The 19843-nt window shown below is 71.4% G+C and carries 18 protein-coding genes and 1 riboswitch; of the genes, 13 read left to right on the top strand and 5 right to left on the bottom strand.

Going from position 1 to position 19843, the window contains the following annotated elements; genetic code table 11:
• Nucleotides 1-95 precede the first annotated feature (95 nt).
• The 7 genes from ABZ801_RS35445 (at nt 96) to ABZ801_RS35475 (ending at nt 7359) form a co-directional block, all read left to right on the top strand.
• Nucleotides 96-1079 (top strand): ABC transporter permease, encoded by a 984-nt coding sequence (locus ABZ801_RS35445; RefSeq protein WP_360706636.1) that lies wholly within the window; start codon nt 96-98, stop codon nt 1077-1079.
• A 58-nt stretch (nt 1080-1137) separates the two neighbouring features.
• Nucleotides 1138-1989 (top strand): ABC transporter permease, encoded by an 852-nt coding sequence (locus tag ABZ801_RS35450; protein ID WP_344939762.1) that lies wholly within the window; start codon nt 1138-1140, stop codon nt 1987-1989.
• The gene (locus ABZ801_RS35455; RefSeq protein WP_360706639.1) at nt 1986-3488 is read left to right on the top strand and encodes an ABC transporter ATP-binding protein; all 1503 of its coding nucleotides are present in this window, start codon (nt 1986-1988) and stop codon (nt 3486-3488) included. Before ABZ801_RS35450 ends, ABZ801_RS35455 begins: the two co-directional genes overlap by 4 nt.
• 26 nt (nt 3489-3514) lie before the next feature.
• Nucleotides 3515-3697: riboswitch (cobalamin riboswitch) on the top strand.
• A gap of 143 nt (nt 3698-3840) precedes the next feature.
• Nucleotides 3841-4830 (top strand): ABC transporter substrate-binding protein, encoded by a 990-nt coding sequence (locus ABZ801_RS35460; protein ID WP_360706642.1) that lies wholly within the window; start codon nt 3841-3843, stop codon nt 4828-4830.
• Between the two features lie 74 nt (nt 4831-4904).
• Nucleotides 4905-5921, top strand: coding sequence for an iron ABC transporter permease (locus ABZ801_RS35465; RefSeq protein ID WP_360706645.1), 1017 nt, complete (start codon nt 4905-4907; stop codon nt 5919-5921).
• Nucleotides 5918-6778: an ABC transporter ATP-binding protein gene (locus ABZ801_RS35470; RefSeq protein WP_360706647.1), complete on the top strand. Its 861-nt coding sequence runs from the start codon at nt 5918-5920 to the stop codon at nt 6776-6778. Before ABZ801_RS35465 ends, ABZ801_RS35470 begins: the two co-directional genes overlap by 4 nt.
• Nucleotides 6779-6993: 215 nt before the next feature.
• On the top strand, nt 6994-7359 hold the full coding sequence (locus ABZ801_RS35475) for a hypothetical protein (protein WP_360706650.1): 366 nt from the start codon (nt 6994-6996) through the stop codon (nt 7357-7359).
• Nucleotides 7360-7688: 329 nt separating this feature from the next.
• Here ABZ801_RS35475 and ABZ801_RS35480 read toward each other — a convergent pair whose 3' ends face one another.
• Both ABZ801_RS35480 and ABZ801_RS35485 read right to left on the bottom strand, forming a co-directional pair.
• Complete coding sequence (locus ABZ801_RS35480) at nt 7689-8825, bottom strand: enolase C-terminal domain-like protein (RefSeq protein WP_360706653.1); 1137 nt, start codon at nt 8823-8825, stop codon at nt 7689-7691.
• Between the two features lie 83 nt (nt 8826-8908).
• The gene (locus ABZ801_RS35485) at nt 8909-10711 is read right to left on the bottom strand and encodes a thiamine pyrophosphate-requiring protein (RefSeq protein WP_360706656.1); all 1803 of its coding nucleotides are present in this window, start codon (nt 10709-10711) and stop codon (nt 8909-8911) included.
• Nucleotides 10712-11283: 572 nt separating this feature from the next.
• Here ABZ801_RS35485 and ABZ801_RS35490 point away from each other — a divergent pair.
• A complete protein-coding gene (locus tag ABZ801_RS35490) occupies nt 11284-11616 on the top strand; it encodes a TetR family transcriptional regulator C-terminal domain-containing protein (protein WP_360706659.1) in 333 nt (110 codons plus the stop codon).
• A 207-nt stretch (nt 11617-11823) separates the two neighbouring features.
• On the opposite strand, the gene ABZ801_RS35495 is transcribed toward ABZ801_RS35490, so the two are convergent.
• The gene (locus ABZ801_RS35495) at nt 11824-13116 is read right to left on the bottom strand and encodes an HD-GYP domain-containing protein (RefSeq protein ID WP_360706662.1); all 1293 of its coding nucleotides are present in this window, start codon (nt 13114-13116) and stop codon (nt 11824-11826) included.
• Nucleotides 13117-13817: 701 nt separating this feature from the next.
• Nucleotides 13818-14645, bottom strand: coding sequence for an SDR family oxidoreductase (locus ABZ801_RS35500; RefSeq protein ID WP_360706665.1), 828 nt, complete (start codon nt 14643-14645; stop codon nt 13818-13820).
• Between the two features lie 110 nt (nt 14646-14755).
• On the opposite strand from ABZ801_RS35500, the gene ABZ801_RS35505 reads away from it, so the two are divergent.
• Together ABZ801_RS35505 and wrbA are read left to right on the top strand one after the other, a co-directional pair.
• Nucleotides 14756-15379 (top strand): TetR/AcrR family transcriptional regulator, encoded by a 624-nt coding sequence (locus ABZ801_RS35505; protein ID WP_360706667.1) that lies wholly within the window; start codon nt 14756-14758, stop codon nt 15377-15379.
• 252 nt (nt 15380-15631) lie between these two features.
• Nucleotides 15632-16240 carry an NAD(P)H:quinone oxidoreductase type IV gene (gene wrbA / locus ABZ801_RS35510; protein ID WP_360706670.1) on the top strand — a complete coding sequence of 203 codons (609 nt, stop codon included), beginning with the start codon at nt 15632-15634 and terminating at the stop codon, nt 16238-16240.
• Nucleotides 16241-16317: 77 nt separating this feature from the next.
• Here wrbA and ABZ801_RS35515 read toward each other — a convergent pair whose 3' ends face one another.
• Complete coding sequence (locus ABZ801_RS35515; RefSeq protein ID WP_360706673.1) at nt 16318-17109, bottom strand: MMPL family transporter; 792 nt, start codon at nt 17107-17109, stop codon at nt 16318-16320.
• A 470-nt stretch (nt 17110-17579) separates the two neighbouring features.
• Here ABZ801_RS35515 and ABZ801_RS35520 point away from each other — a divergent pair, with 470 nt between their 5' ends.
• From ABZ801_RS35520 to ABZ801_RS35530, 3 genes are read left to right on the top strand one after another with little or no spacing between them, the layout of a single operon-like run.
• Entirely contained in the window at nt 17580-18479 is a 900-nt protein-coding gene (locus tag ABZ801_RS35520; RefSeq protein WP_360706676.1) for a hypothetical protein, read from the top strand.
• Complete coding sequence (locus tag ABZ801_RS35525) at nt 18476-18964, top strand: hypothetical protein (protein ID WP_360706679.1); 489 nt, start codon at nt 18476-18478, stop codon at nt 18962-18964. The genes ABZ801_RS35520 and ABZ801_RS35525 overlap by 4 nt, the downstream gene beginning before the upstream one ends.
• Nucleotides 18957-19838, top strand: a complete 882-nt coding sequence (locus ABZ801_RS35530; RefSeq protein WP_360706681.1) for a hypothetical protein — start codon at nt 18957-18959, stop codon at nt 19836-19838. Before ABZ801_RS35525 ends, ABZ801_RS35530 begins: the two co-directional genes overlap by 8 nt.
• Nucleotides 19839-19843 lie beyond the last annotated feature (5 nt).

The following is a 19843-nucleotide window of genomic DNA, read 5'->3' on the forward strand; positions in this document are numbered from 1 at the left end:
GTGTCCAGGTCTTTCGTCACAAATCGATCTTGGACACCCTCGTCGCATGTCCGCAGGCAATCCGCACGCTTCCGCCCTTGGAATCAAGCATCTAGATGGCTCTGCTCCTGGCCCGCCGGGCGGCGACGGCACTGCTGGTCGTGGTGGCCCTGTCCATGGTGTGCTTCGCGCTGCTGGACGCCGCCCCGGGCGACCCGGCCGCGTCGATCCTGGAGGCCCGCTCGGGCGGGCGACCGGCGACCGCGGCGGCCGTCGCCGAACTGCGCGCCCAGATGGGACTGGACGACCCGCTCGCGGCCCGGTACTGGCGGTGGGCCACCCACGCGGTACGCGGCGACCTGGGCACCTCCTACATGTCCGGCCGGCCGGTCACCGCCACCCTCGGCGAGACGCTGCCGTGGACGCTGCTGCTCACCGCCGCCGCCACCGTGCTCAGCTTCGCCGCCGCGTTGGCGGTCGGGCTGGTCGCCGCGCTGACCCGCCGCACCTGGCTGCGCCGCGGCATCGACCTGGTCCTGTTCGTCATGGGCGGCATGCCCGGCTTCGTCGCCGCGCTCCTGCTGCTGTACGTGTTCGCGGCGGCGACCCACCTGATGCCGTCCGGTGGCGTCAGCCGCCCCGGCGAGCCCGTCACCGCCTACGGCCTGCTGGCCCATCTGGTGCTGCCCGCGTGCGCGCTGGCGTTCGGCCACCACTTCGGCATCTACGTGCGGCTGGTGGAGACCGGTGTCGGACGGCTGCGCGACGCGCCGCACGTGCACAACGCGCGCGTCCGCGGCCTGCCCCGCCGCACCGTGGTGACACGGCACCTGATGCGGCCCGGCCTCGTGCCCTTCACGGCCCGGCTCGGCGTCGGCGTCGGCACGCTCATCGCCGGTGTGTACGCCACCGAGGTGATCTTCTCCTGGCCCGGCATGGGACGGCAGGCCATCGCCGCCGCCCGCGCCCAGGACTACCCGCTGCTGGTCGCCGTCGTGCTGGTCACCGGCCTGATCGTGGTCGCCGCCAACCTGGTCGCCGAGCTCGTCGTGGCCGTGCTGGACCCGCGCGCCCGCTCGGGGCAGGCCGATGCCGGCTGAACGCCGCACCGTCGTCCGTGCACCTTCGCCCGTACCGTCGCCAGAGGGGAGCCCGCAGGTGGTGGCTGAGACCCGGGGACTGCTGGCCGTGCGGCTGCGGCCGCGGCGTCCGGCGTTGCTCGTCGCGGTCGCGGTGCTGGCCGTGATGGGGCTGGCGGCCGTACTGGCGCCGTCGCTCACCCCGCTCGACCCGGTGGCCACCGACACGTCCGCGACCTCGTTGCCGCCCGGCTCGGCCGGTCACCCGCTGGGCACCGACCTGCTCGGCCGCGACCTGCTGGCCCGCATGCTCTACGGCGCCCGCACCTCCCTGCTGGTCGGGCTGGCCGCCGCCGCGGTCACCGTCGGGCTCGGCATGCTGGTCGGCGGCCTGGCGGCCATCGCCCCGCGCTGGCTGGACGGGCTGATCGCGCGGATCGCCGACGTGCTGCTGGCGCTGCCGCTGCTGGTCATCGTGCTGGCCCTGGCCGCCGTCGCCGGGCCGTCCATGGGCCTGGTGATCGCGGCGATCGCGCTGACGAGCTGGATGCCGGTCGCCCTGATCGTCCGCGCCGAGCTTCGCACCCGCCGCCGGCGCCTGTACGTCCGCGCCGCCTACGCCCTCGGCCTGTCCCGATGGCAGGTGCTGTGGCGGCACCTGCTGCCCGGCGCGCTGCCCCCGGTCGCCTCCGTCGCCGCGTTCGAGGTCGGGCACGCCATCCTCACCGAATCCACCCTCAGCTTCCTCGGCCTGGGCATCCCGCCCAACCGGCCCAGCTGGGGCAACCTGCTCACCGAGGCCCAGTCCCACCTTCTCACCGGCGAGTGGTACACCGTCGCCATCCCGGCCGCCGCCGTCGTGGCCACCATCATCGCCGTCAACGTCATCGCCGGCGCCATCGCCGGCCCGGAGGAAGGCAGGACCTGGTGACCTCCACCGCCGAGAACCGGGGACTCGCCGTCACGGGACTCACCGTCGAGGTCCCCGGCCGCCGTGTCGTGCACGGCGTCGACCTCACCGTGCCCACCGGCCGCGTGCTGGCGCTGGTCGGGCCGAGCGGCAGCGGCAAGACCCTCACCGCACGCGCCATCGCCGGGCTGCACCCCTACCGGGGCACCGTGCTGGTCGACGGCCGGCCTCCCGTGCCCGGCCGCGACGTGGGATACGCGTTCCAGAACGCCCTGGCCTCGCTCAACCCCACCATCACCGTGCGGCGGCACCTCACCGAGACCGTACGCGCCCACCGGACCGGCGACCCCGACGAGGCACTGGCCCGCGTCGACCTGGACCCGGCCCTGGCCGCCGCCCACCCGTTCGAGCTGTCCGGCGGCCAGGCACAGCGCGTCGCCCTCGCCCTGGCCACCGTCCACCGGCCACCCGTGCTCATCGCCGACGAGATCACCACCGCCCTGGACCCCGTCACCCAGGCCGGCGTCCTGGACCTGGTGCGCGCCCAGGCCCGCGACCGCGCCGTCCTGCTCATCACCCACGACCTGGCCGCCGCGGCCCGCTGGGCCGACGACATCGCCGTCCTCCACCACGGCCGCGTCCTCCACCACGGCCGCGTCCTCGAACACGGCCCGGCCCCCAAGATCTTCGCCGCTCCCCGCACCGACCTCACCCGCCGGCTGCTCGAAGCCGCCGAAGCGGCCCCTGCGCCGCGTCCCGTCCCGCAGGCGGCCGAGCCCTCCACCGAAGGCGGCCTCGCCCTCCAGGGCGTGCGGCGGGTACTGCGGTCGCGCCGGCGCCGCACCGTCGCCCTGGACGACGTCGACCTCGACATCGCCCCCGGCGAGGCCGTGGCCATCGTCGGCCGCAGCGGCTCCGGCAAGTCCACCCTCATCGGCGCCCTCGCCGCGCTCGACCGCCCCGACCACGGGACCGTCCTGCGCGACGGCCGTGACGTCTGGGCTCTGCCCGGCCGTGGGCGACGCGCCGTCCGGCGCCGCACCGGACTGATCTTCCAGGACCCGCTCGCGTCCTTCGACCCCCGCCACACCGTCCGCCAGGTGATCGCCCAAGCCGGCCCTTACGACGACGACCTGCTGCGCTACGTCGGCCTCGACCCCGCCCTGGCCGCACGTCGCCCCGCCACCCTGTCCGGTGGCGAATGCCAGCGCGTCGCCATCGCCCGCGCCCTCGCCCAGCGCCCGCACGTCCTGCTCGCCGACGAACCCACCAGCGGCCTGGACGTCCTGGCGCAGGAGCGCATCCTGCGGCTGCTCACCGACCTGCGCCGCGATCACGGCATGACCATCGCCCTGGTCACCCACGACCTGCGCGTCGCCCGCCGCGTCGCCGACCGCGTCATCACCCTGCACCGGGGCCGCGTCGTCGACGACCTCCCCGCCACCGCTCTCGACACCGCCCAGCACCCCGAGACCCGGCGCCTGCTGGAGGCCACCCGGCCGGCCCCCGCGTCCCGCTGAACGAGCCGCCGACACCGGCCGTTGAAGTCATGGCAGTATGTGGGGGTAGGCGACGGCGGAACGAGGAAGCCGGTGCGAATCCGGCGCGGTCCCGCCACTGTGATCGGCGAGCGGACTCCGATGACGCCACTGCCCGCGTTGCGGGTGGGAAGGCCGGAGCGAGCATCGACCCGAGAGCCAGGAGACTCACCTCGTCGCCTCCTCGTTGGAGCTGGGGCGGATTTCCCCAGGGAGGAGAGGGTGCTCGCGTGCGTTCACGCATGGCCGGTCCGACGCCGGTTCCCGTTCGTCGTGCTCTTCTCAGCTTGGTGACGGCGCTGTGCCGCGCCTGCGCCGAGGGGGCCTGGTCCCGATGACGCGCAGCGCTCGGTGGCTGCTCGCGTGGGTGCTGGCGTCGGTGTCGCTGGTCGCCGGCTGTGGCGGTTCGGCGACCGGCACCGGTGGCGCCTCCGGCAGGGAGGCGGCACCGGGGTTCCCGGTGACGATGACCAACTGCGGGATGAAGACCACCTACCTGCGTCCCCCGCGACGTGCGGTGTCGCTGAACCAGCACGCGACCGAGGTCATGCTGGCGCTGGGGCTGCAGAAGTCGATGGTGGCCACCGGTTACCTCGATGACGAGATCCTGCCGGAGTACCGGGCGGCCTACGACTCCATCAAGGTGATGTCGAAGGAGTATCCGTCCTTCGAGACGCTGCTCGCGGCCGAGCCGGACTTCGTCTACGGCGGCTTCGCCAGCACCTTCGACGCCAAGGAGGGGCGTGGCCGCGACGCCCTCGCCAAGGCCGGGATCAACTCCTACCTCAACGTCGAGGGCTGCGCGTCCGGGCCGGTGACCGTGGACACCATGGACACCGAGATCCGCAACATCGCGAAGATCTTCGATGTGCCGGAGCGGGCCGAGGAGCGGATCGCCGGACTGCACCGCACGCTGGACGCGGTCAGGGCCGAGATCGCCGGGGTCGCCCCGGTCAGGGTCTTCGTCTACGACAGCGGTGACAGGACGGCCTTCACCGCCGGCGGCGCGGGCATCGGCAACGAGATCATCCGGCGGGCCGGCGGCGTGAACCTGTTCGCCGACCTGGACAAGACGTTCGGTGACGTCTCCTTCGAACAGGTGGCCGACCGCGCCCCCGAAGTGATCGTCATCTACGACTACGGCGACCGGCCGGTCGCCGAAAAGAAACGGTTCCTGCTGAACAACCCCGCGCTGAAGGACGTACCGGCGATCAGGAACCGGCGGTTCGCGGTGCTGCCGCTGTCGTCGACCGTGCTGGGCGTACGCGTACCGTCGGCGGTGGAGTCGCTGGCCCGGCAACTGCACCCGGACCGCTTCCGGTGACGCACGCCGCGCGGGAGGCCGGTGACGCACAGGCCGCAGGCGGTGCACAGAGGTCGGCCGCCCGGCGGACGCGGGTGCCATACGCGCTGGTGCTGCTCGTGCTCGGCGGCCTGGTGGTGGCGGCGGCCACGGCCGGGATCGCGATCGGCTCCATCAACATTCCGGCCGGTCAGGTGTGGGGCATCCTGCTGCACCGGTTGCATCCGGCGCTGGCCGATCCCGGCTGGACACCGGTGCGCGAGACGATCGTCATCGACGTCCGGCTGCCGAGGGTGCTGTTGGCCGGGGCGGTCGGGGCCGGGCTGGCGGTGTGCGGGATGGCGTTGCAGGCGCTGGTGCGCAACCCGCTGGCCGACCCGATGCTGCTGGGGATCTCCTCGGGCGCGACGGTCGGCGCGGTACTGGTCGTGGTGTTCAACGTGACGTTGCTGGGCGTGTTCTCGCTGCCGGTGGCGGCGTTCGCGGGGGCGTTGACGGCCCTGGTCGCGGTGTACCTGCTGGCCCGCTCGGGCGGGCGGATGACGACGGTCCGGCTCGTGCTGGCCGGGGTCGCGACCGCCGAGGTGCTGTCGGCGGCCGCCAGCTTCCTGATCGTCACCTCCGGCGACCCCCACAAGACCCAGGCGGCGCTGCGCTGGATGCTCGGCGGGATGGCGGGCACCACCTGGACGATGGTGTGGATCCCCGGCGCCGCGGTGCTGGCGGGGACGGCGGTGCTGCTGGGCGTGACCCGTCCGCTCAACCTGCTGCTGGCGGGCGAGGAGGCCGCCGCCTCCCTCGGGCTGGACGTGCACCGGTTCCGCTCCGCGCTGTTCGTGCTGGTCGCGGTGCTCGTCGGCACGATCGTCGCGGTCAGCGGGCAGATCGGGTTCGTCGGGCTGATCATGCCGCATGTGGTGCGGCTGCTGGTCGGCGCCGACCACCGCCGGGCACTGCCCGCCGCCGCGCTGCTGGGCGCGGCGTTCCTGATCGCCGCCGACCTGGCCGCGCGCGTCCTCATCGCGCCCGAGGAGATCCCGGTCGGCGTGTTGACCGCCCTGGTCGGCGGCCCCTTCTTTCTGTGGCTGATGCACCGCAGGACCGCGTCATGACTCGCGGCCGAGTCCTCACCGACGTCCCCATCGACGTGCCCGACGACGAGCCGGGCGCGGTGCGCGCCGAGGCGGTGTCGGTGGTCGTCGGCGGCCGTGCCCTGGTGCACGAGGTGTCCGTGGACGTCGCCCCCGGTGAGGTGATGGGCCTGGTCGGACCCAACGGCGCAGGCAAGTCGACACTGCTGCGCACCTTCTACCGGGCGCTTCGTCCCACGTCCGGCCGCGTACTGCTGGACGGGGAGGACGTGTGGCGGACACCCGGCAGGCGGGTGGCGCGGCGGCTGGCCGCCGTCCCGCAGGACGGCGGCGGCGACTTCGAGCTCACCGCGTACGAGGTGGTCGCGATGGGCCGCACCCCGCACAAGCGGTCGTTCGCGGGCGACGACGCCACCGACCGCGCCATCATCACCGCCTCGCTCGACGCCCTCGGCGTCGCGGCACTGGCCGACGCGCCCTTCGACCGGCTGTCGGGCGGCGAGCGGCAGCGGGTCCTGATCGCCCGCGCGCTCGCCCAGCGCACCGGCACGCTGGTGCTGGACGAGCCCACCAACCACCTGGACCTGCGCCACCAGCTGGACGCGCTGCGACTCGTGCGCCGGCTCGGAGTCACCGCCGTCATCGCCCTGCACGACCTCAACCTGGCGGCGGCGTTCTGCGACCGCCTCTGCGTCCTGGACGCCGGCCGCCTGGTCGCCGCCGGACCGCCGGGCCAGGTGCTCACCGCCGACCTGCTGGCCGAGGTCTACCGGGTGGACGCCGAGGTGACCGTCCATCCCCGCACCGGCATCCCGCAGATCACCCTCCTGCCCGAAATGACACGCCTGCGAAGAGAAAGACGACAGGCTGATCCCTGATGTCGACGCCTGCGCCGACACCGGCAGTGTCACCGCGCCGCGCCGCGCGGCCTGGCGGAGTCGCTCAGCATTCCCCATAACCGCAGGTAGTCATACGGGTGCGGATACGGGTTTCCCCGGATGTCCTCCATTCAGTGCAGTGACACTCTGTAATCACTCAGTCACGTTCGCAGCTCTGGGGGGACACCATGACATTCAGCCCGTTGAAGGTAGGGATGCTCGGCCTCGGTGCCGGCGCCTGCATCGCCATGACCACGGGCGGCGCCGGGGCGACGGAGTCGGCCCCGGCCACGTCCAAGCAGGTGGCGCGCACCTGCCACGTCCGCTCCGACGGAAAGCTCCTCTGCGAGAACAAACGCGGCGCGCCGCTGTACCAGCACCGGTCGACCGGAAGCAGGATCGTCGACTACCTCGACACAAGCCCGAGCGTCTTCGCCTGCTGGGGCGAAGGCGACCTCCACGCCGGAGGCAACCGCATCTGGTACTGGACCAACGGCGACCGCACCAAGCAGTGGGGCAACATCCCCGCCGTCCACCTGTACACCTCCGTCGACCCGCCGGCCGGCATGAAGAAGTGCTGACCTGGTTCGGCGGAACCCGGGCCCCTGGACTCCAGGGGCCCGCACCGCTGGTGAGGGCCTGTTCCCATAGGGCGGGCCTACCGCACATTCCTCGGCGCCGTGCCGCACGCCTGGCGGCCGGTGCCATCGCCGTCAGCGCCGCGCTGGCCGCGTCCGCCTGCGGGACCAACCAGCATGCGGCCCAGCAGTCCGAGGACGTCGACCGGAACGCGGTGGGACGCGCACTCGGCCGGCCGCTCAAGACCGAGGCCCAGGACGTGCGCACCGCGTCGGCGCCGACGCGGGCGGCGTGCGCCGCCTATCCTTTCTCCGCTCGCTCGCGGATCGGTTCATTCGCCGGTCGCGGCGCCGTGCACCCGGTACCGCTCGGCGTCGGCCCACTTGATCTCAAGGCCGAGCCCGGGGCGGGTGCGGTCGGGGCACAGCGCGCCGCCGCTGGGCGAGGGGACGCCGTCGAAGACGGTGTGTTCCACGCGCACGTGGTCGTGGAAGTACTCCAGGTGCCGCAGCCGTTCGACGGCGCGGAAGGCGTGCGCCGACACGGCGGGCGCGCAGTGCGCCGACAGGTCGATCTGGTGGCCGGCGGCGAGCCCCGCCACCTGCAGCAGCCCGGTGATCCCGCCGCAGCGGGTGATGTCGGCCTGCAGGCAGTCCACCGCCTGCGCCCGGAGCAGATTGGTGAAGTCGCGCAGGACGTAGCCGTATTCACCGGCGGCGATGTCCAGGCCGCCGGGCCCCGCGCGAGACAGCATGCGCAGCCCTTCGAGGTCCGCGGAACTCACGGGCTCCTCGAACCACGACACGTCCCATTCCTCGGCGAATCGCCGCGCCCAGTACAGCGCCTGCTTGCGCGACAGGGCGCCGTTGGCGTCGGTGAACAGTTCCGGCTCGTCGCCGATCGCCTTGCGCACCGCGGTCAGCCGCGCCGGATCGTCGGCCGGATGCCGGGACGTCTTGAGCTTCACCCGGGGAATGCCCTGCTCGACCCACCCGGCGAGCTGGGCGGTGAGGCGGTCGAGCGGGTAGTTGGTGAAGCCGCCGCTGCCGTAGACCGGCACCCGGTCGTGGAAGGACGGCAGCAACGCCGTCAGCGGGAGTTCCAGCAGGTGAGCCTTGAGGTCCCAGAGCGCCACGTCCACCACCGAGACGGCCATCGCCCCCAGGCCCGGCCGTCCGGTGTTGCGGATCTGGACGGACATCCGCCGCCACAGCGCGGCCGGAGCGAGCGCGTCCCCGCCGACGACCACGGGGGTGAGCTTGGTCTCCACCAGTGTCGCCGCCGGCACGTCGGTGTAGGTGTAACCGATGCCCGTCCGTCCGCCGCCCTGGGCCAGCACCACGACGATGGTGGTGGAGTCCCAGGTCAACGTGCCGTCGGTCTCTTCGCCGTCGGGCCCGTCGGTGGGAATCTGGAAGGCGTGCACCTCCAGGCCGTCCACCGTCACCGTGGTATCGGTAACGCCCACGGACCTTCCCCCTTCACCACGTGTCCCCCCGTACGTGGCGGCCGACCGGCACAGTCAGCCGGCCCGGCGCGATGCCCGCTTCTCTAATGGCCGCGGCCGGGTAGCGACTCGTACACCTCCGCCAGCTTCTGCCGGAACCCCTTCGCGACGATCCCCACGCGTTCGGGGTCCCGCAGCGTCGCCTTGACCGACTTCTTGGCCTGCTCGGGCATGATGTGCGGCGGCAGCGGCGCCACCTCCCGGTCCACCTTGAACTCCAGGACCACCGGGCGGTCGGCGGCCAGCGCGCGGTCCCAGGCCGCGCCGACCTGGGCGGGGTCGTCGCAGTAGATCCCGGTCAGCCCGAGGAGCTCGGCCCACTTGTGGTAAGGCACGTCGGGAAGGTACTGCGACCCCATGAACTTGGGCTCCCCGCCCATCGCGCGCTGCTCCCAGGTCACCTGGTTGAGGTCCTGGTTGTTGAAGACGCAGAAGATGAGCGGCGAGCGGCCGAGACGGTCCAGATAGCGCTTGACCGTGATCATCTCGTTGAGGCCGTTCATCTGGAACGCGCCGTCGCCGACGAAGGCGATGACCGGCCGGTCGGGGTAGGCGAACTTGGCGGCGATGGCGTAGGGCGTGCCGGGGCCCATCGTGGCCAGGGTGCCCGACAGCGACGCCTGCATCCCGTCGCGCAGCCGCAGCTGCCGTGCCCACCAGGTGGTGGACGATCCCGAGTCGGCGGTCAGGATGGCGCCCTCGGGCAGCCTGCCCGACAGCTCCCACGCGACCAGCTGCGGGTTCAGGGCGTCGAACCGCTGGTGCGACTGGCGGTCCAGGATGTCCCACCACTCGCGGACGTCGGCCTCGATCTTCTCCCGCCACGAGCGGTCGGTCTTGCGTTCCAGCAGCGGGATGAGGGCGCGCAACGTCTCCTTGGCGTCCCCGACCAGGTGCGCGTCCATCGGATACCGGATGCCGATCATCCGCCCGTCGATGTCGATCTCCACACCCCGGGCGCCGCCCTCGTCCGGCAGCCACTCGGCGTAGGGGAAGCTGGTGCCGATCATGAACAGGGTGTCGCAGTTCATCACCATCTCGTCGCTGGGCCTGGAGCCCAGCAGCCCGATGGGGCCGGTGACGAACGGCAGGTCGTCCGGCAGCACCTGACGTCCCAGCAGCGCCTTGGCCACGCCGGCGCCGAGCAGCTCGGCCGCCTCCACCACCTCGGCCTCGGCCTCGGCCTCGGCCGCGCCCTGCCCGACCAGGATCGCCACCTTCTGTCCCGCGTTCAGCACGTCCGCGGCCTTGCGCAGCTCCTGCTCGTTCGGCAGGATCCGCGGCCGCGACCAGCCGACGCTGGAGTAGACGGCGCCGTGCTCCTTGGGCGGGGACGGCACGGCGGGAGACTCCTGGACATCCTCCGGGACGATGACCGTGGCGATGCCGCGCGTGGTCAGCGCGGTCTTGAACGCCCGGTCGATCAGATGCCGGGCCTGGGCGGGCTCCATGCACACCGCCACGAACTCCGAGACGTCCTTGAACAGGCTGAGCAGATCGACTTCCTGCTGGTAGTGGGCGCCCAGCGACATCCGCTTCTGCTGGCCGACGATCGCCACCACCGGCTGGTGATCCAGCTTGGCGTCGTACAGCCCGTTGAGCAGGTGGATCGCCCCGGGCCCGGACGTGGCCGTACAGCAGCCCACCTCGCCGGTGAACTTGGCGTGCGCGCACGCCATGAACGCGCCCATCTCCTCGTGCCGCGGCTGGATGAACTCCGGATCCCCCGCCGCGCGGTCGAACGCGCCGAGCAGACCGTTGATCCCGTCCCCCGGATAGCCGTAGACGCGGTGGACCCCCCACTCGCGCAGCCGACCGAGGATGTAGTCGCTGACCTGCTGCTTCATCGTCCTCTCCCCAGCTTCGGTGTCACAGCGGGCGAACGCCTTCAAAAGCGGCTACCCGCCCGAAGGCCATCCATACCGATCCGGGCGGCGACGCGGCCCCCGATGTCAAGGCGCGAAGGCGCTCTCGGCCGCCCGCGATTCGGAGCAGAGCAGGGTGCCCAAGCAGGACTTACGTTGACGGCGAGACCTGGTCAGCGGGCAAGTGCGGAGCGTCGGCCGGCCCGTGGGAGGCGGCGGCTGGCTGGTAGGGGAGCGGGTGTGCCTTCGCCGGATCGGCCGCGCATTTTCGTGTCGCAGGAGACGCAGAGCAGCGCCTCGTTCCAGCCGGTGATCGACGGCCGGGTGCGGCGCGAGTACTGGTTGAGCGCGCGGGCGCTGAACCAGACCGCTGCCCGCGGTGTCGCTGACGACCGTCGCCGCGCAGGCCGGTGTGTCGGCCGGACGGGTCCAGCACTACTTCCCCACCAAGAACGAACTGATCGCCGCCGCCTTCGATCGCGCCAACGAGCAGAGCAGCGCGCGGATCAGGGCGAAGGTGGGGGAGGAGCTGGAGGAGGCCGATCCCCCGCGCGGTGCTGACCGCGGTGCTGACCGAACTCGTCCCCTACGACGCGGCGACGCGGCTGCACATGCGCGTCCGCCAGTCCTTCACCGCCCTGGCCCTGTCCGACGCCGCCATCGCCGACCGGCTGCGCGCCGAGTACGTCACCTTCCACCAGCAGATCGCCGGCCTGTTGCGCAAGGAGCAGGCGGCGGGGCGCGTCGCCCCGGGCGATGTGCGCGAGACCGCCATGGAGCTGGTCGCGCTCACCGAGGGACTGGCCTACTACGTCCTGATCGGCCTGGTCAGCGCCGACTGCGCCCGCGAACGTGTGCTGGCGGCCATCGCCGACGCCCACGTCTGACGGCAGCGTCGTCCTCCTGTGGCGCCGTTCCGCTGCCGAGTGGCTGTGAGCGGCCGTACGAGCGGGACGGAAGTCCGTTGACAAGCGGACCGGTCGCCGAGAACGTCAGTGCCTGCGTAGGGCCTCCGCATCGTGCGCGAGCCGAAACGCGGTGGAGACGAGCAACGCCAGGACGATCGTCGCCAGGCGGGCGCGCTGGGCGTCACATCACTTCCGGTCGACGCTTCCGCCCTGCCCTTGTCCAGTGCTCGCCGACTCCGGCCGGTTCCAGCCGTGCCGCTCCAGGGCGCTGAGAAAGGCGTCCACCACCACCGGATCGAAGTGGGTGCCCGAGCAGCGCCGAAGCTCCTCGGCCGCCTCCTCCAGCGACCACGCACCACGGTAGGAGCGGTTGGAGGTCATCGCGTCGAACGCGTCCGCCACCCCGATCACGCGGGCGAACTCGGGGATCTCCTCGCCGGCCAGTCCCAGGGGATAGCCGCGCCCGTCCAGCCGCTCGTGATGGTGCATGATTCCGGCCAGCGCCTCGTCCAGGAACCCGATCTCCTGGACGATCTGCAGCCCGCGCATCGGGTGCAACTGGATCTCGGTGAACTCCTCGTCGGTCAGCTTCCCCGTCTTCTGCAGGATCTTGGTGGGAATGCCCAGCTTGCCGACGTCGTGCACCATCCCGGCGAACCGCAGCGCATCGACCCGGTCGGCGCGCATGCCGATCTGGCGGGCGATCATCACCGCGCCGCGCGAGACCCGCTCCGAATGCCCGCGCGTGTAGGGGTCCTTGGTCTCCACCGCCTGGCACAGCGCGGCCAAGGTCGCCGCGTACGCCCGCCGCTGCTCGTGGGTCTGCTGGAACGCCCACCGCGCGATGAGAACAGGCAGCAGCACCAGCACCGCGCTCAACGACCCGGCACTCTCCCACAGGCCGGCGATGAGCAGGCCCAGCATGCCGTATCCCAGGCACCCGACGGCGAGCTGGCCGCTCTCGCGCAGCAGCTCCTCGGCGGAGGCCTGCCCACTGAGCAGCAGGATTCCCGCCATGAGTGCCAGGTTCACCGTCACGAACACCACCAGCGCGCCCAGGAACGGGCCGATGACCTGCCCCACCCACCCGACCTGGCCGGGGTGGAACAGGTCACCGTCCAGCAGGTCGAACACCATGCCGGCGGTGTAGCCGCTGAGGGCGAACTGGGCCCCGTTGAACACACGCTTGACGGGCGCGGACAGCCGCTGCCCGGTCGCCACGGCGCTCGCGCCGACCAGTGCGGCGCCGACCGCACCGAGCAGCACCACCGATGCCAGGCTCGCGGCGAAGCTCAGCGACACCCGCGCGCCCTCGACATTCAGCCGCGCCGGAAGCGAGTCGCAGATCAGAAACAGCACGACCAGCCCGGCCAGCGTCCCCCAGTCCAGAGAATCGAAGGCAGAGGCGGCGATGAGGCCCGCCGCCGACGCCGCCACAACACAGATGTACGCCCAGGCGGCACCAGAGAGTCCCAGCATGTCACCTAACAGTGGTCGACGTGACGAAGAGCGAAAAGCACGCTCCGTACTCCATATCTCACGATCAGCGTACATTGGCAAGCCGTGCGCACGGCCCTGATCGGCGAAGAAAGCAGCGGTGCCGCAACAGTCCGAGTTAAGTGCTTCTGACTGAGGGAAAGAATGATCTTCAGAATCACGTGGTAATGGCGGAATCCGTCCCTCAGGCGCTTGGTGACGTCCGGCGACCAACTTGTCCAGGTTCATGACCGGGTCCGCGCGGAACTCGTCTGCCTCGGCGAGGACGTGAACATCCATCTCGACGACGGCACGCGGCGACCCGGCGCCGAGGGGGGCGGCGCCGCTGCACTGCCGGGCAAGACGGCGGTCAGCCGCATGCTGTTCATACCACGGCTCCGGCCGCAGCGGCCTAACTGTTCATCCTCATTCGCGTGAGGAGGAAACCAGGCGAGAAGGCGCTACGCCATGAACGAATGATCAAGGACGTGCCCAGTCCGGTGCGTCCCGCTTGAAAGACTAAGGAATCCGACTCGTGGTCCCCGAGCAGGGCGTCAACCTCCTGCGGGACGGCACGCTGCCCGATGTCTGCGTCGTCGGCTTCACTACGCCCCGGGAGAGGGGCGGTCGATCGCTGCGGCACCACGTGATCTGCGACGGCGCCCGGCGCGTTCTTTGGGCGGTCTGGCCGTTCTCGTGCCAGGTCAGAGGGTCATCGCCGTCGGCTGGGCGTCGGGGCGCATGGCGGCGTCGGTGCCGCCGTCGACGTAGAGGATCGCGCCGGTGGTGTAGCGGGCCTCGGGCCTGAGGAACTGGTGGACCCAGAAGGCGATGTCCTCCGGGTGTCCGAAGACGCCCAGCGGCATCGGCGTGGGGAATTCGTCGGCGTCCGGCTCGGTGGTGTTTCCGGTGGAGCCGAGCATGAGGGGGGTGAGCACCGCGCCGGGCGCGATGGCGTTGAGGAGCACGCCGCGCCGGGCCCACTCGGGGATGACGGCGGTGCGGCGCACCCAGCGGGCGAGGGCGAACTTGGACGAGGCGTAAGCGGAGATGCTGGGCGCCATGTCGAGTACCTCCCGGGGCATGGCGTTTTGTGCCGCGCGGGCGTGCTTGCGGGCGGCGTCCTCGTCGCCGGCGAGGGCGAGTTCCACCAGGCGGTCGTCGATCAGCGGCACGGTGGTCGCGGAGTTGGATCCGATGACGACGGCGCGGCCGGCGCCCGAGCGTTCCAGGGCCGGTCGCAGCGCTTCCAGCAGCGCCACTGGCCCGAAGTAGTTGATGGACATGACCGCGGCCGCGTCCGGCACGCTCGGGCCGACGCCGGCGACGGCGGCGACGCCGTCGAGTGTGCCGCCGCTGTTCGCCAGGATGTCCTGGACCGCATTGGCGCGACCGTCGGAGGTGCCCGGGTCGGCGGTGACGTCGGCGTCGTGCAGATCGACCCCGATGACGGTGTGCCCAGCGACGGTGAGGTTCGCGACGACGGCGGCGCCGATGCCCGAGGCGGATCCGGTGACGGCGTAGGTTCCCATGCTCGACTCTCCTCGCGAGACGCCGCGGACAGGTTTGGGTGACGACGGCGGCTCACATCAGCCAATCATTGATTGGACCGTGCTTCCACCGTCTGTGATGCAATGTGCGCATGGCAGAGGAACCCGTCTCGACGCGAGATCGTTTGCTGGCGGCCGCGGAGCGGCTGTTCCTGGCGAAGGGCGTCGACCAGGTGTCGGTCCGTGCGATCAACGCCGAGGCGGGGCTGAACCCGGGTGCGGTGCACTATCACTTCGGGTCGCGGGAGGGGCTGGTCCTGGCGCTGCTGGAGCGGGAGCTGCTGCCGTTGTGGTCGGACCGGCTGGAGGCGATCGCCCGCCGTTCCCAGGCCGGCGACGACGACGGTCCGCCCTTCGATGTCGCGGACCTGGTGACGGCGCTGGTCGAGCCGTTCGAGGAGCTGGCGCGGACGGAGAAGGGCCGGATGCTGTGCCATCTGCTGGCCCGCTCGGTGCTGCCGGCATGGCGGCTGCCGAGCACCTCGCCGTGGTTCGGCCCGGTCCCGTTCGAGGTCATGCTCGGACGCGCGATGCCGCAACTGTCGGTGCGCGAGATCGCCGAACGCTGGCGGCTGGTCTTCGTCCTGCTCCTGGAGATCTACGGACGCCCGCTGGCGTCCTCCCCGACCGCCACGGCGTCGCTCCCCGAGTCCGGCACCGTCATCGCCTTCATCACCGCCGGCCTGACCGCACCTTCGCCGAAGCCCGGTTCCTGACCCGCCCCAGGCGGCCGATCAGGATCGTCGGAGCGTGCCGCCGCGGGACTACGCATGCCTTCATGGGTTGTGTTCAGCTGAGGTGTGTCACTGACATTGAAACTGAGTGGCGCTTGGTTCCCCGTCCCGGGCCCGCCTCCAAGGACGGGCTGCGTGGAATCCGACGTCGGCGCGGAGCTCACATTCCGGCGTGCTGCGTCGTCGTACTGCTGAGTCGAACACGCCATCCCGTGAAGAGGAAAGCCCAGCGACATGGAACCCGTGAACGCCGCGATCATCTACTACAGCGCCACCGGCACCCTGCACGCCCTGGCCCGAGCCGCCGCCGAGGGCGCGGAGAAGGCCGGTGCACACGTGCGACTGCGCAAGGTCGCCGAAACCGCCCCACCGGAGGTGATCAACTCCAGGCCTGCGTGGGCCGAACACCTCCGGGACACCGCCGACGTCCCCCAGGCCGACCTGGACGACCTGGCCTGGGCCGACGTGGTGCTGTTCGGCACTCCCACCCGCTTCGGCAACCCGGCGAGCCAGCTCAGGGCGTTCATGGAGAGCACCAGTGCGCTGTGGTTCAACGGCGGGCTCGCGGACAAGGTGTACTCGGCTTTCACCGCCAGCAACACGCCCCACGGCGGACAGGAGTCCACCATCCTGGCGCTGGGAAACACCTTCTACCACTGGGGCGGCATCATCGTGCCCCCCGGCTACACCGACCCCGTCCAGTTCAAGTCGGGCAACCCCTACGGCACCTCCCACGTGGCGGGCGGTGGACCGCCCGACGACGTCACCTTGGAGGCGGCCCGCCACCAGGCCCGACGCGCCGTCAACATCGCGGCTGCGCTCAAAGCCGGCCGCGCCGCCTGAGCCATGCCGATCCTTTCCTGACCCGCCTCACCCGCCCGCTGCGCGTAGTGGTGTGACGTGGAGCGGCCACCGCGTGATCATGCCGAGGTCGTGGACTCAGGCGGTCTCGCGGTGGCCGGGACCTTGTCCGGTGGAGTCGGCCACCACGCGGCGGGGCCGATGTCGCGGGCCAGCGCGGGCACCAGCAGCGAGCGGATGACCAGGGTGTCGAGCAGCACGCCGAACGCGACGATGAACGCGATCTGCGCCAGGAACGCCAGCGGGATCACCACCGGCGCCGCGAACGTGGCGGCCAGCACCACCCCGGCGGAGGTGATCACGCCGCCGGTCGCGGTCAGCCCGCGCCGGATCCCCTCCCGGGAGCCGTGTCGCAGCGCCTCCTTCCGCACCCGGGTCATCAGAAAGATGTTGTAGTCCACCCCCAGCGCGACCAGGAACACGAAGCCGTACAAGGGCACGGACGCGTCCGTGCCGCTGAAGCCGAGCAGCCCCTGGAACACCAGCGCGGTGACGCCGAGGGTGGCGAAGTAGCCGAGCGCGACCGTCGCGACCAGGAGCAGCGGCAGCAGCACGGCGCGCAGCAGCGCGAACAGGATGACCAGGATGACGGCCAGCACCACCGGCGCGATCAGGTTGCGGTCGCGGGTGGCGGTGTCCTGGGTGTCGATCTGCTGGGCGGTGCGCCCGCCGACCATCGCGCCGGCGTACGGGACGGCGTGGACGGCCGCGCGGAGGCGTTCGACGGTCCGCCTGGCGGCCTCGCCGTCGGACGCGCCGGTGAGCGTGACGTCGATGCGCACCCGGCCGTCCACCACCAGCGGCGCGCCGCCGGGCCGCCCCGCCTCGCCGACAGGCGCGGCGGACGCCACGCCGGGCACCGCCCGCGCGGCCCGGGTGCATGCGGTTCCTGGTCGCGATGAACGAGGAACTGGCCGCCCAGCGGCGGCACGACGCCTGACCCGTGAACCACGCCGGCCGCCGAGGACGAGCACCCTCAGGCCGCCCGTCGACCGTGGATGCCGCGCGGCTTCGCCCGGGGCGCGCGCACACGGAAAGGCTTCGCCGCCGTCGGCCTTGGTGGCGCGGTGGCCAGGGCGACGCCGACCGGCTCTCTGCGGTCCGACACGTAGTGCGGATCTCGCGGACGCGGGCGGCGGCGATGCGGCGCCACTCGAGTCTTGGCGACACCATTGCGTGCCGAATGCCTTGGGTAAGGTTGCCTTCCCTGCGAAAGGGAAGGTCACTGCACGCCGTCATGGGTCTGCTGCCCATGGCGGTCGTTAGATCCTGCCGTTCAGACGGCACATGTCCCAGTGAAGTCCCCGTGAGCCGTTTTGGGATGCCCGCACCCGATCTGGCGCATGTCGTAGGGGTGAAGAAGGTTGGCGGAGTCATCTTGAACGTCAGTGGTCGCATCCTGGACGGGCGGGATGAGCCGTCCGATGTCGAGGAGATGTATTTCCCGGAGGAGTACATCTCCCCTTGGTCTTTCGACGAGGAGATCGACGAAGAGATCGCGGGGTTGAGTGAGACCTTTCGCGGTGTCCTGCATGAGGATTATGCGCGGGCGGCCGACGAAGAGGTGGAAGACGCGCTCTTCAACGTGCTGGAGTCCCTCGCTCCGGCGGAGGCCTTCAACCTGACCAAGGCGCTGTCTCAGATCGAGAAGGGCGCCGCCCACGCGCTGCGGGACCCTGCCCTGGGACAGGTCGCGAAGGCCGCGCTGCCCGTTGCCGGCGGGGCGGTCGGCGCGTACCTCGGTGGCCCCGCCGGGACCGCGGTCGGGACCGGGCTGGGTAACGCGGCGGCCAAGGCGCTGCCGGCCACGAAGAAGGCCGGCTCACCGGCGAACGGGAAGGCCGCCCGGCTGGAGCCGGCCGCGGGCGCCACGCCTGCCGTGGCGGGAGGTTCGGCCGCCGCCGCGCAGGGGCTCGTGCTCACCCAGCAGCCCGAGGTGCTCAAGAGCCTGCTCGCCCTTGCGCTGGGCGGCCACGGGCGCAAGGCCGTCGACGGGGTTCCCGTAGGTGCGGTGATGAGCATGCTCAGCAACGTTTTCGCCCAAGCCGCCGCAGACGCGGATGAACTGCTCTACGAGGACGATGAGGCGACCTATCTGATCGACGGCGAAGGCGGACCCCGCGTGGATCCGGCTGTACCCGAAGATCGAGCCCAGGCGCTCTATGTCACGTTTCTCGAAGCGGAGAACCAGTATCTGACCGAGGCGGTGGACGAGCGATGACGGCGGAAGGCGCGTTGGATCCCGGTCTGCTGCTGCAGCGCCTGGCCGCCGATCCCTGGGGGTTTCTGGGACGTGTGCTCCAGCAGGCCCTGGACCAGATGGGCGAGGAGACGTCCGTCGGTCACGGTGAGCGGCCGCCCGAGGATCTGATGGCGATGGTGCTGGGCACGTGGCTGACCCGGCTGGTCGATGCGGGCGAAGACGAGCCGCATCCCGACGAGGAACTCCGCGCCCGGAACGACGCGCTGGCTGCGGCCCTCGGCGCCTGCGGTTGCTGGGGGACGCGGGCTCATTGCCCGTTGTGCGGTGGAGCCGGAGAACCGGGCTGGGCGCTGCCGGACAGAAGCCTGTTCGCCTGTTATGTGCACCCTGCCCTGCGGACCGTGGCCAGGCACCGTGCCGTGGCCGCCGAGACCGCGCTTCCCATGGACGACCGGCGGGACAACGAGCGAGACAACGAGCGAAAGGGGAACGCGGGTGACTGACAACTGGCTTGGTGAACTGGAGAGCGACTCCCTGTTCGCCGGCGACGGTGCCGAGAGCGAGGACTATCTCGAGACCATTGACGGCGAAACCGACACTGGGGGCTACTACGGCGACGACATCGACGCCGCCGAGGGCAGCGCGCGGGAACGCGCCAGGCGCCGTGCGCTCAGGCGGGCGAGGCTGCGCCGTCAGGCCGAGCAGGCCCGGGCCCGGCGTCTCCAGCGTCCCGCGCGTCCGGTGCCGGTTTCCGCCGCCGTGCGACGGACCCAGGCCGACGTCAGCAACCTCGCAGTCAAGAGTCAGGTGCAGGCGGACGTGATCGGCGATGCGCTGGCCGCCCAGCGCGCCAGCATCACCGGAACCCAGCAGGCGGTGGGCGCGAGTCTCTTGGTGAACCAGGTTCTGAATACTTTCGGCAAGTCCGGAATCCTGGCGAATGATCTCGTCAGGATGGCCGCGCCGCTGGCGCCGCTGCTGCTGATGAAACCGCCGCGCAAGCCCGCGGGCATCGCGGGGATGGCCGGTGATCCGAGGGTGTTCGCCCCCGTCGGTGTGGCGGCCCTCGCGGTTCTTCAGAAGCTGGCGCAACCCAAGGCTGCGGAGGTCGATCGGCTGCTGGTCACCGTCACGCCTTCCACGCTCGCCAGAGGGGAAACGGCCCTGGTCGACTTCCGCGCCGTCGATCGGGTGGGCAGGACGGTCACGGTCGAGGGGATCACGTTGAGGTCGCGGAACGAGAGACTCGTGACGGTCGACCAGGCCAAGGGTGAGGTCACCGCTGCGGCGCACGGCACGGGAAGGACCGCGATCGTCGCGGAGGTGACCGTGGAGGGAAGGCTGGTGCGGGGGGCCGCGGAGGTGACGGTGCAATGATGCCG

Source organism: Actinomadura sp. NPDC047616 (assembly GCF_040642915.1).
Lineage (GTDB): Bacteria > Actinomycetota > Actinomycetes > Streptosporangiales > Streptosporangiaceae > Spirillospora > Spirillospora miaoliensis.

Bases quoted from the DNA above. Each gene is read 5' to 3' on its own strand.
- ABZ801_RS35500 (WP_360706665.1), bottom strand. From the start codon at position 14,645: ATGGGAACCTACGCCGTCACCGGATCCGCCTCGGGCATCGGCGCCGCC.
- ABZ801_RS35475 (WP_360706650.1), top strand. From the start codon at position 6,994: ATGCTCGGCCTCGGTGCCGGCGCCTGCATCGCCATGACCACGGGCGGC.
- wrbA (WP_360706670.1), top strand. From the start codon at position 15,632: ATGGAACCCGTGAACGCCGCGATCATCTACTACAGCGCCACCGGCACC.
- ABZ801_RS35470 (WP_360706647.1), top strand. From the start codon at position 5,918: ATGACTCGCGGCCGAGTCCTCACCGACGTCCCCATCGACGTGCCCGAC.
- ABZ801_RS35520 (WP_360706676.1), top strand. From the start codon at position 17,580: ATGCCCGCACCCGATCTGGCGCATGTCGTAGGGGTGAAGAAGGTTGGC.
- ABZ801_RS35505 (WP_360706667.1), top strand. From the start codon at position 14,756: ATGGCAGAGGAACCCGTCTCGACGCGAGATCGTTTGCTGGCGGCCGCG.
- ABZ801_RS35460 (WP_360706642.1), top strand. From the start codon at position 3,841: ATGACGCGCAGCGCTCGGTGGCTGCTCGCGTGGGTGCTGGCGTCGGTG.
- ABZ801_RS35495 (WP_360706662.1), bottom strand. From the start codon at position 13,116: ATGCTGGGACTCTCTGGTGCCGCCTGGGCGTACATCTGTGTTGTGGCG.
- ABZ801_RS35445 (WP_360706636.1), top strand. From the start codon at position 96: ATGGCTCTGCTCCTGGCCCGCCGGGCGGCGACGGCACTGCTGGTCGTG.
- ABZ801_RS35525 (WP_360706679.1), top strand. From the start codon at position 18,476: ATGACGGCGGAAGGCGCGTTGGATCCCGGTCTGCTGCTGCAGCGCCTG.
- ABZ801_RS35485 (WP_360706656.1), bottom strand. From the start codon at position 10,711: ATGAAGCAGCAGGTCAGCGACTACATCCTCGGTCGGCTGCGCGAGTGG.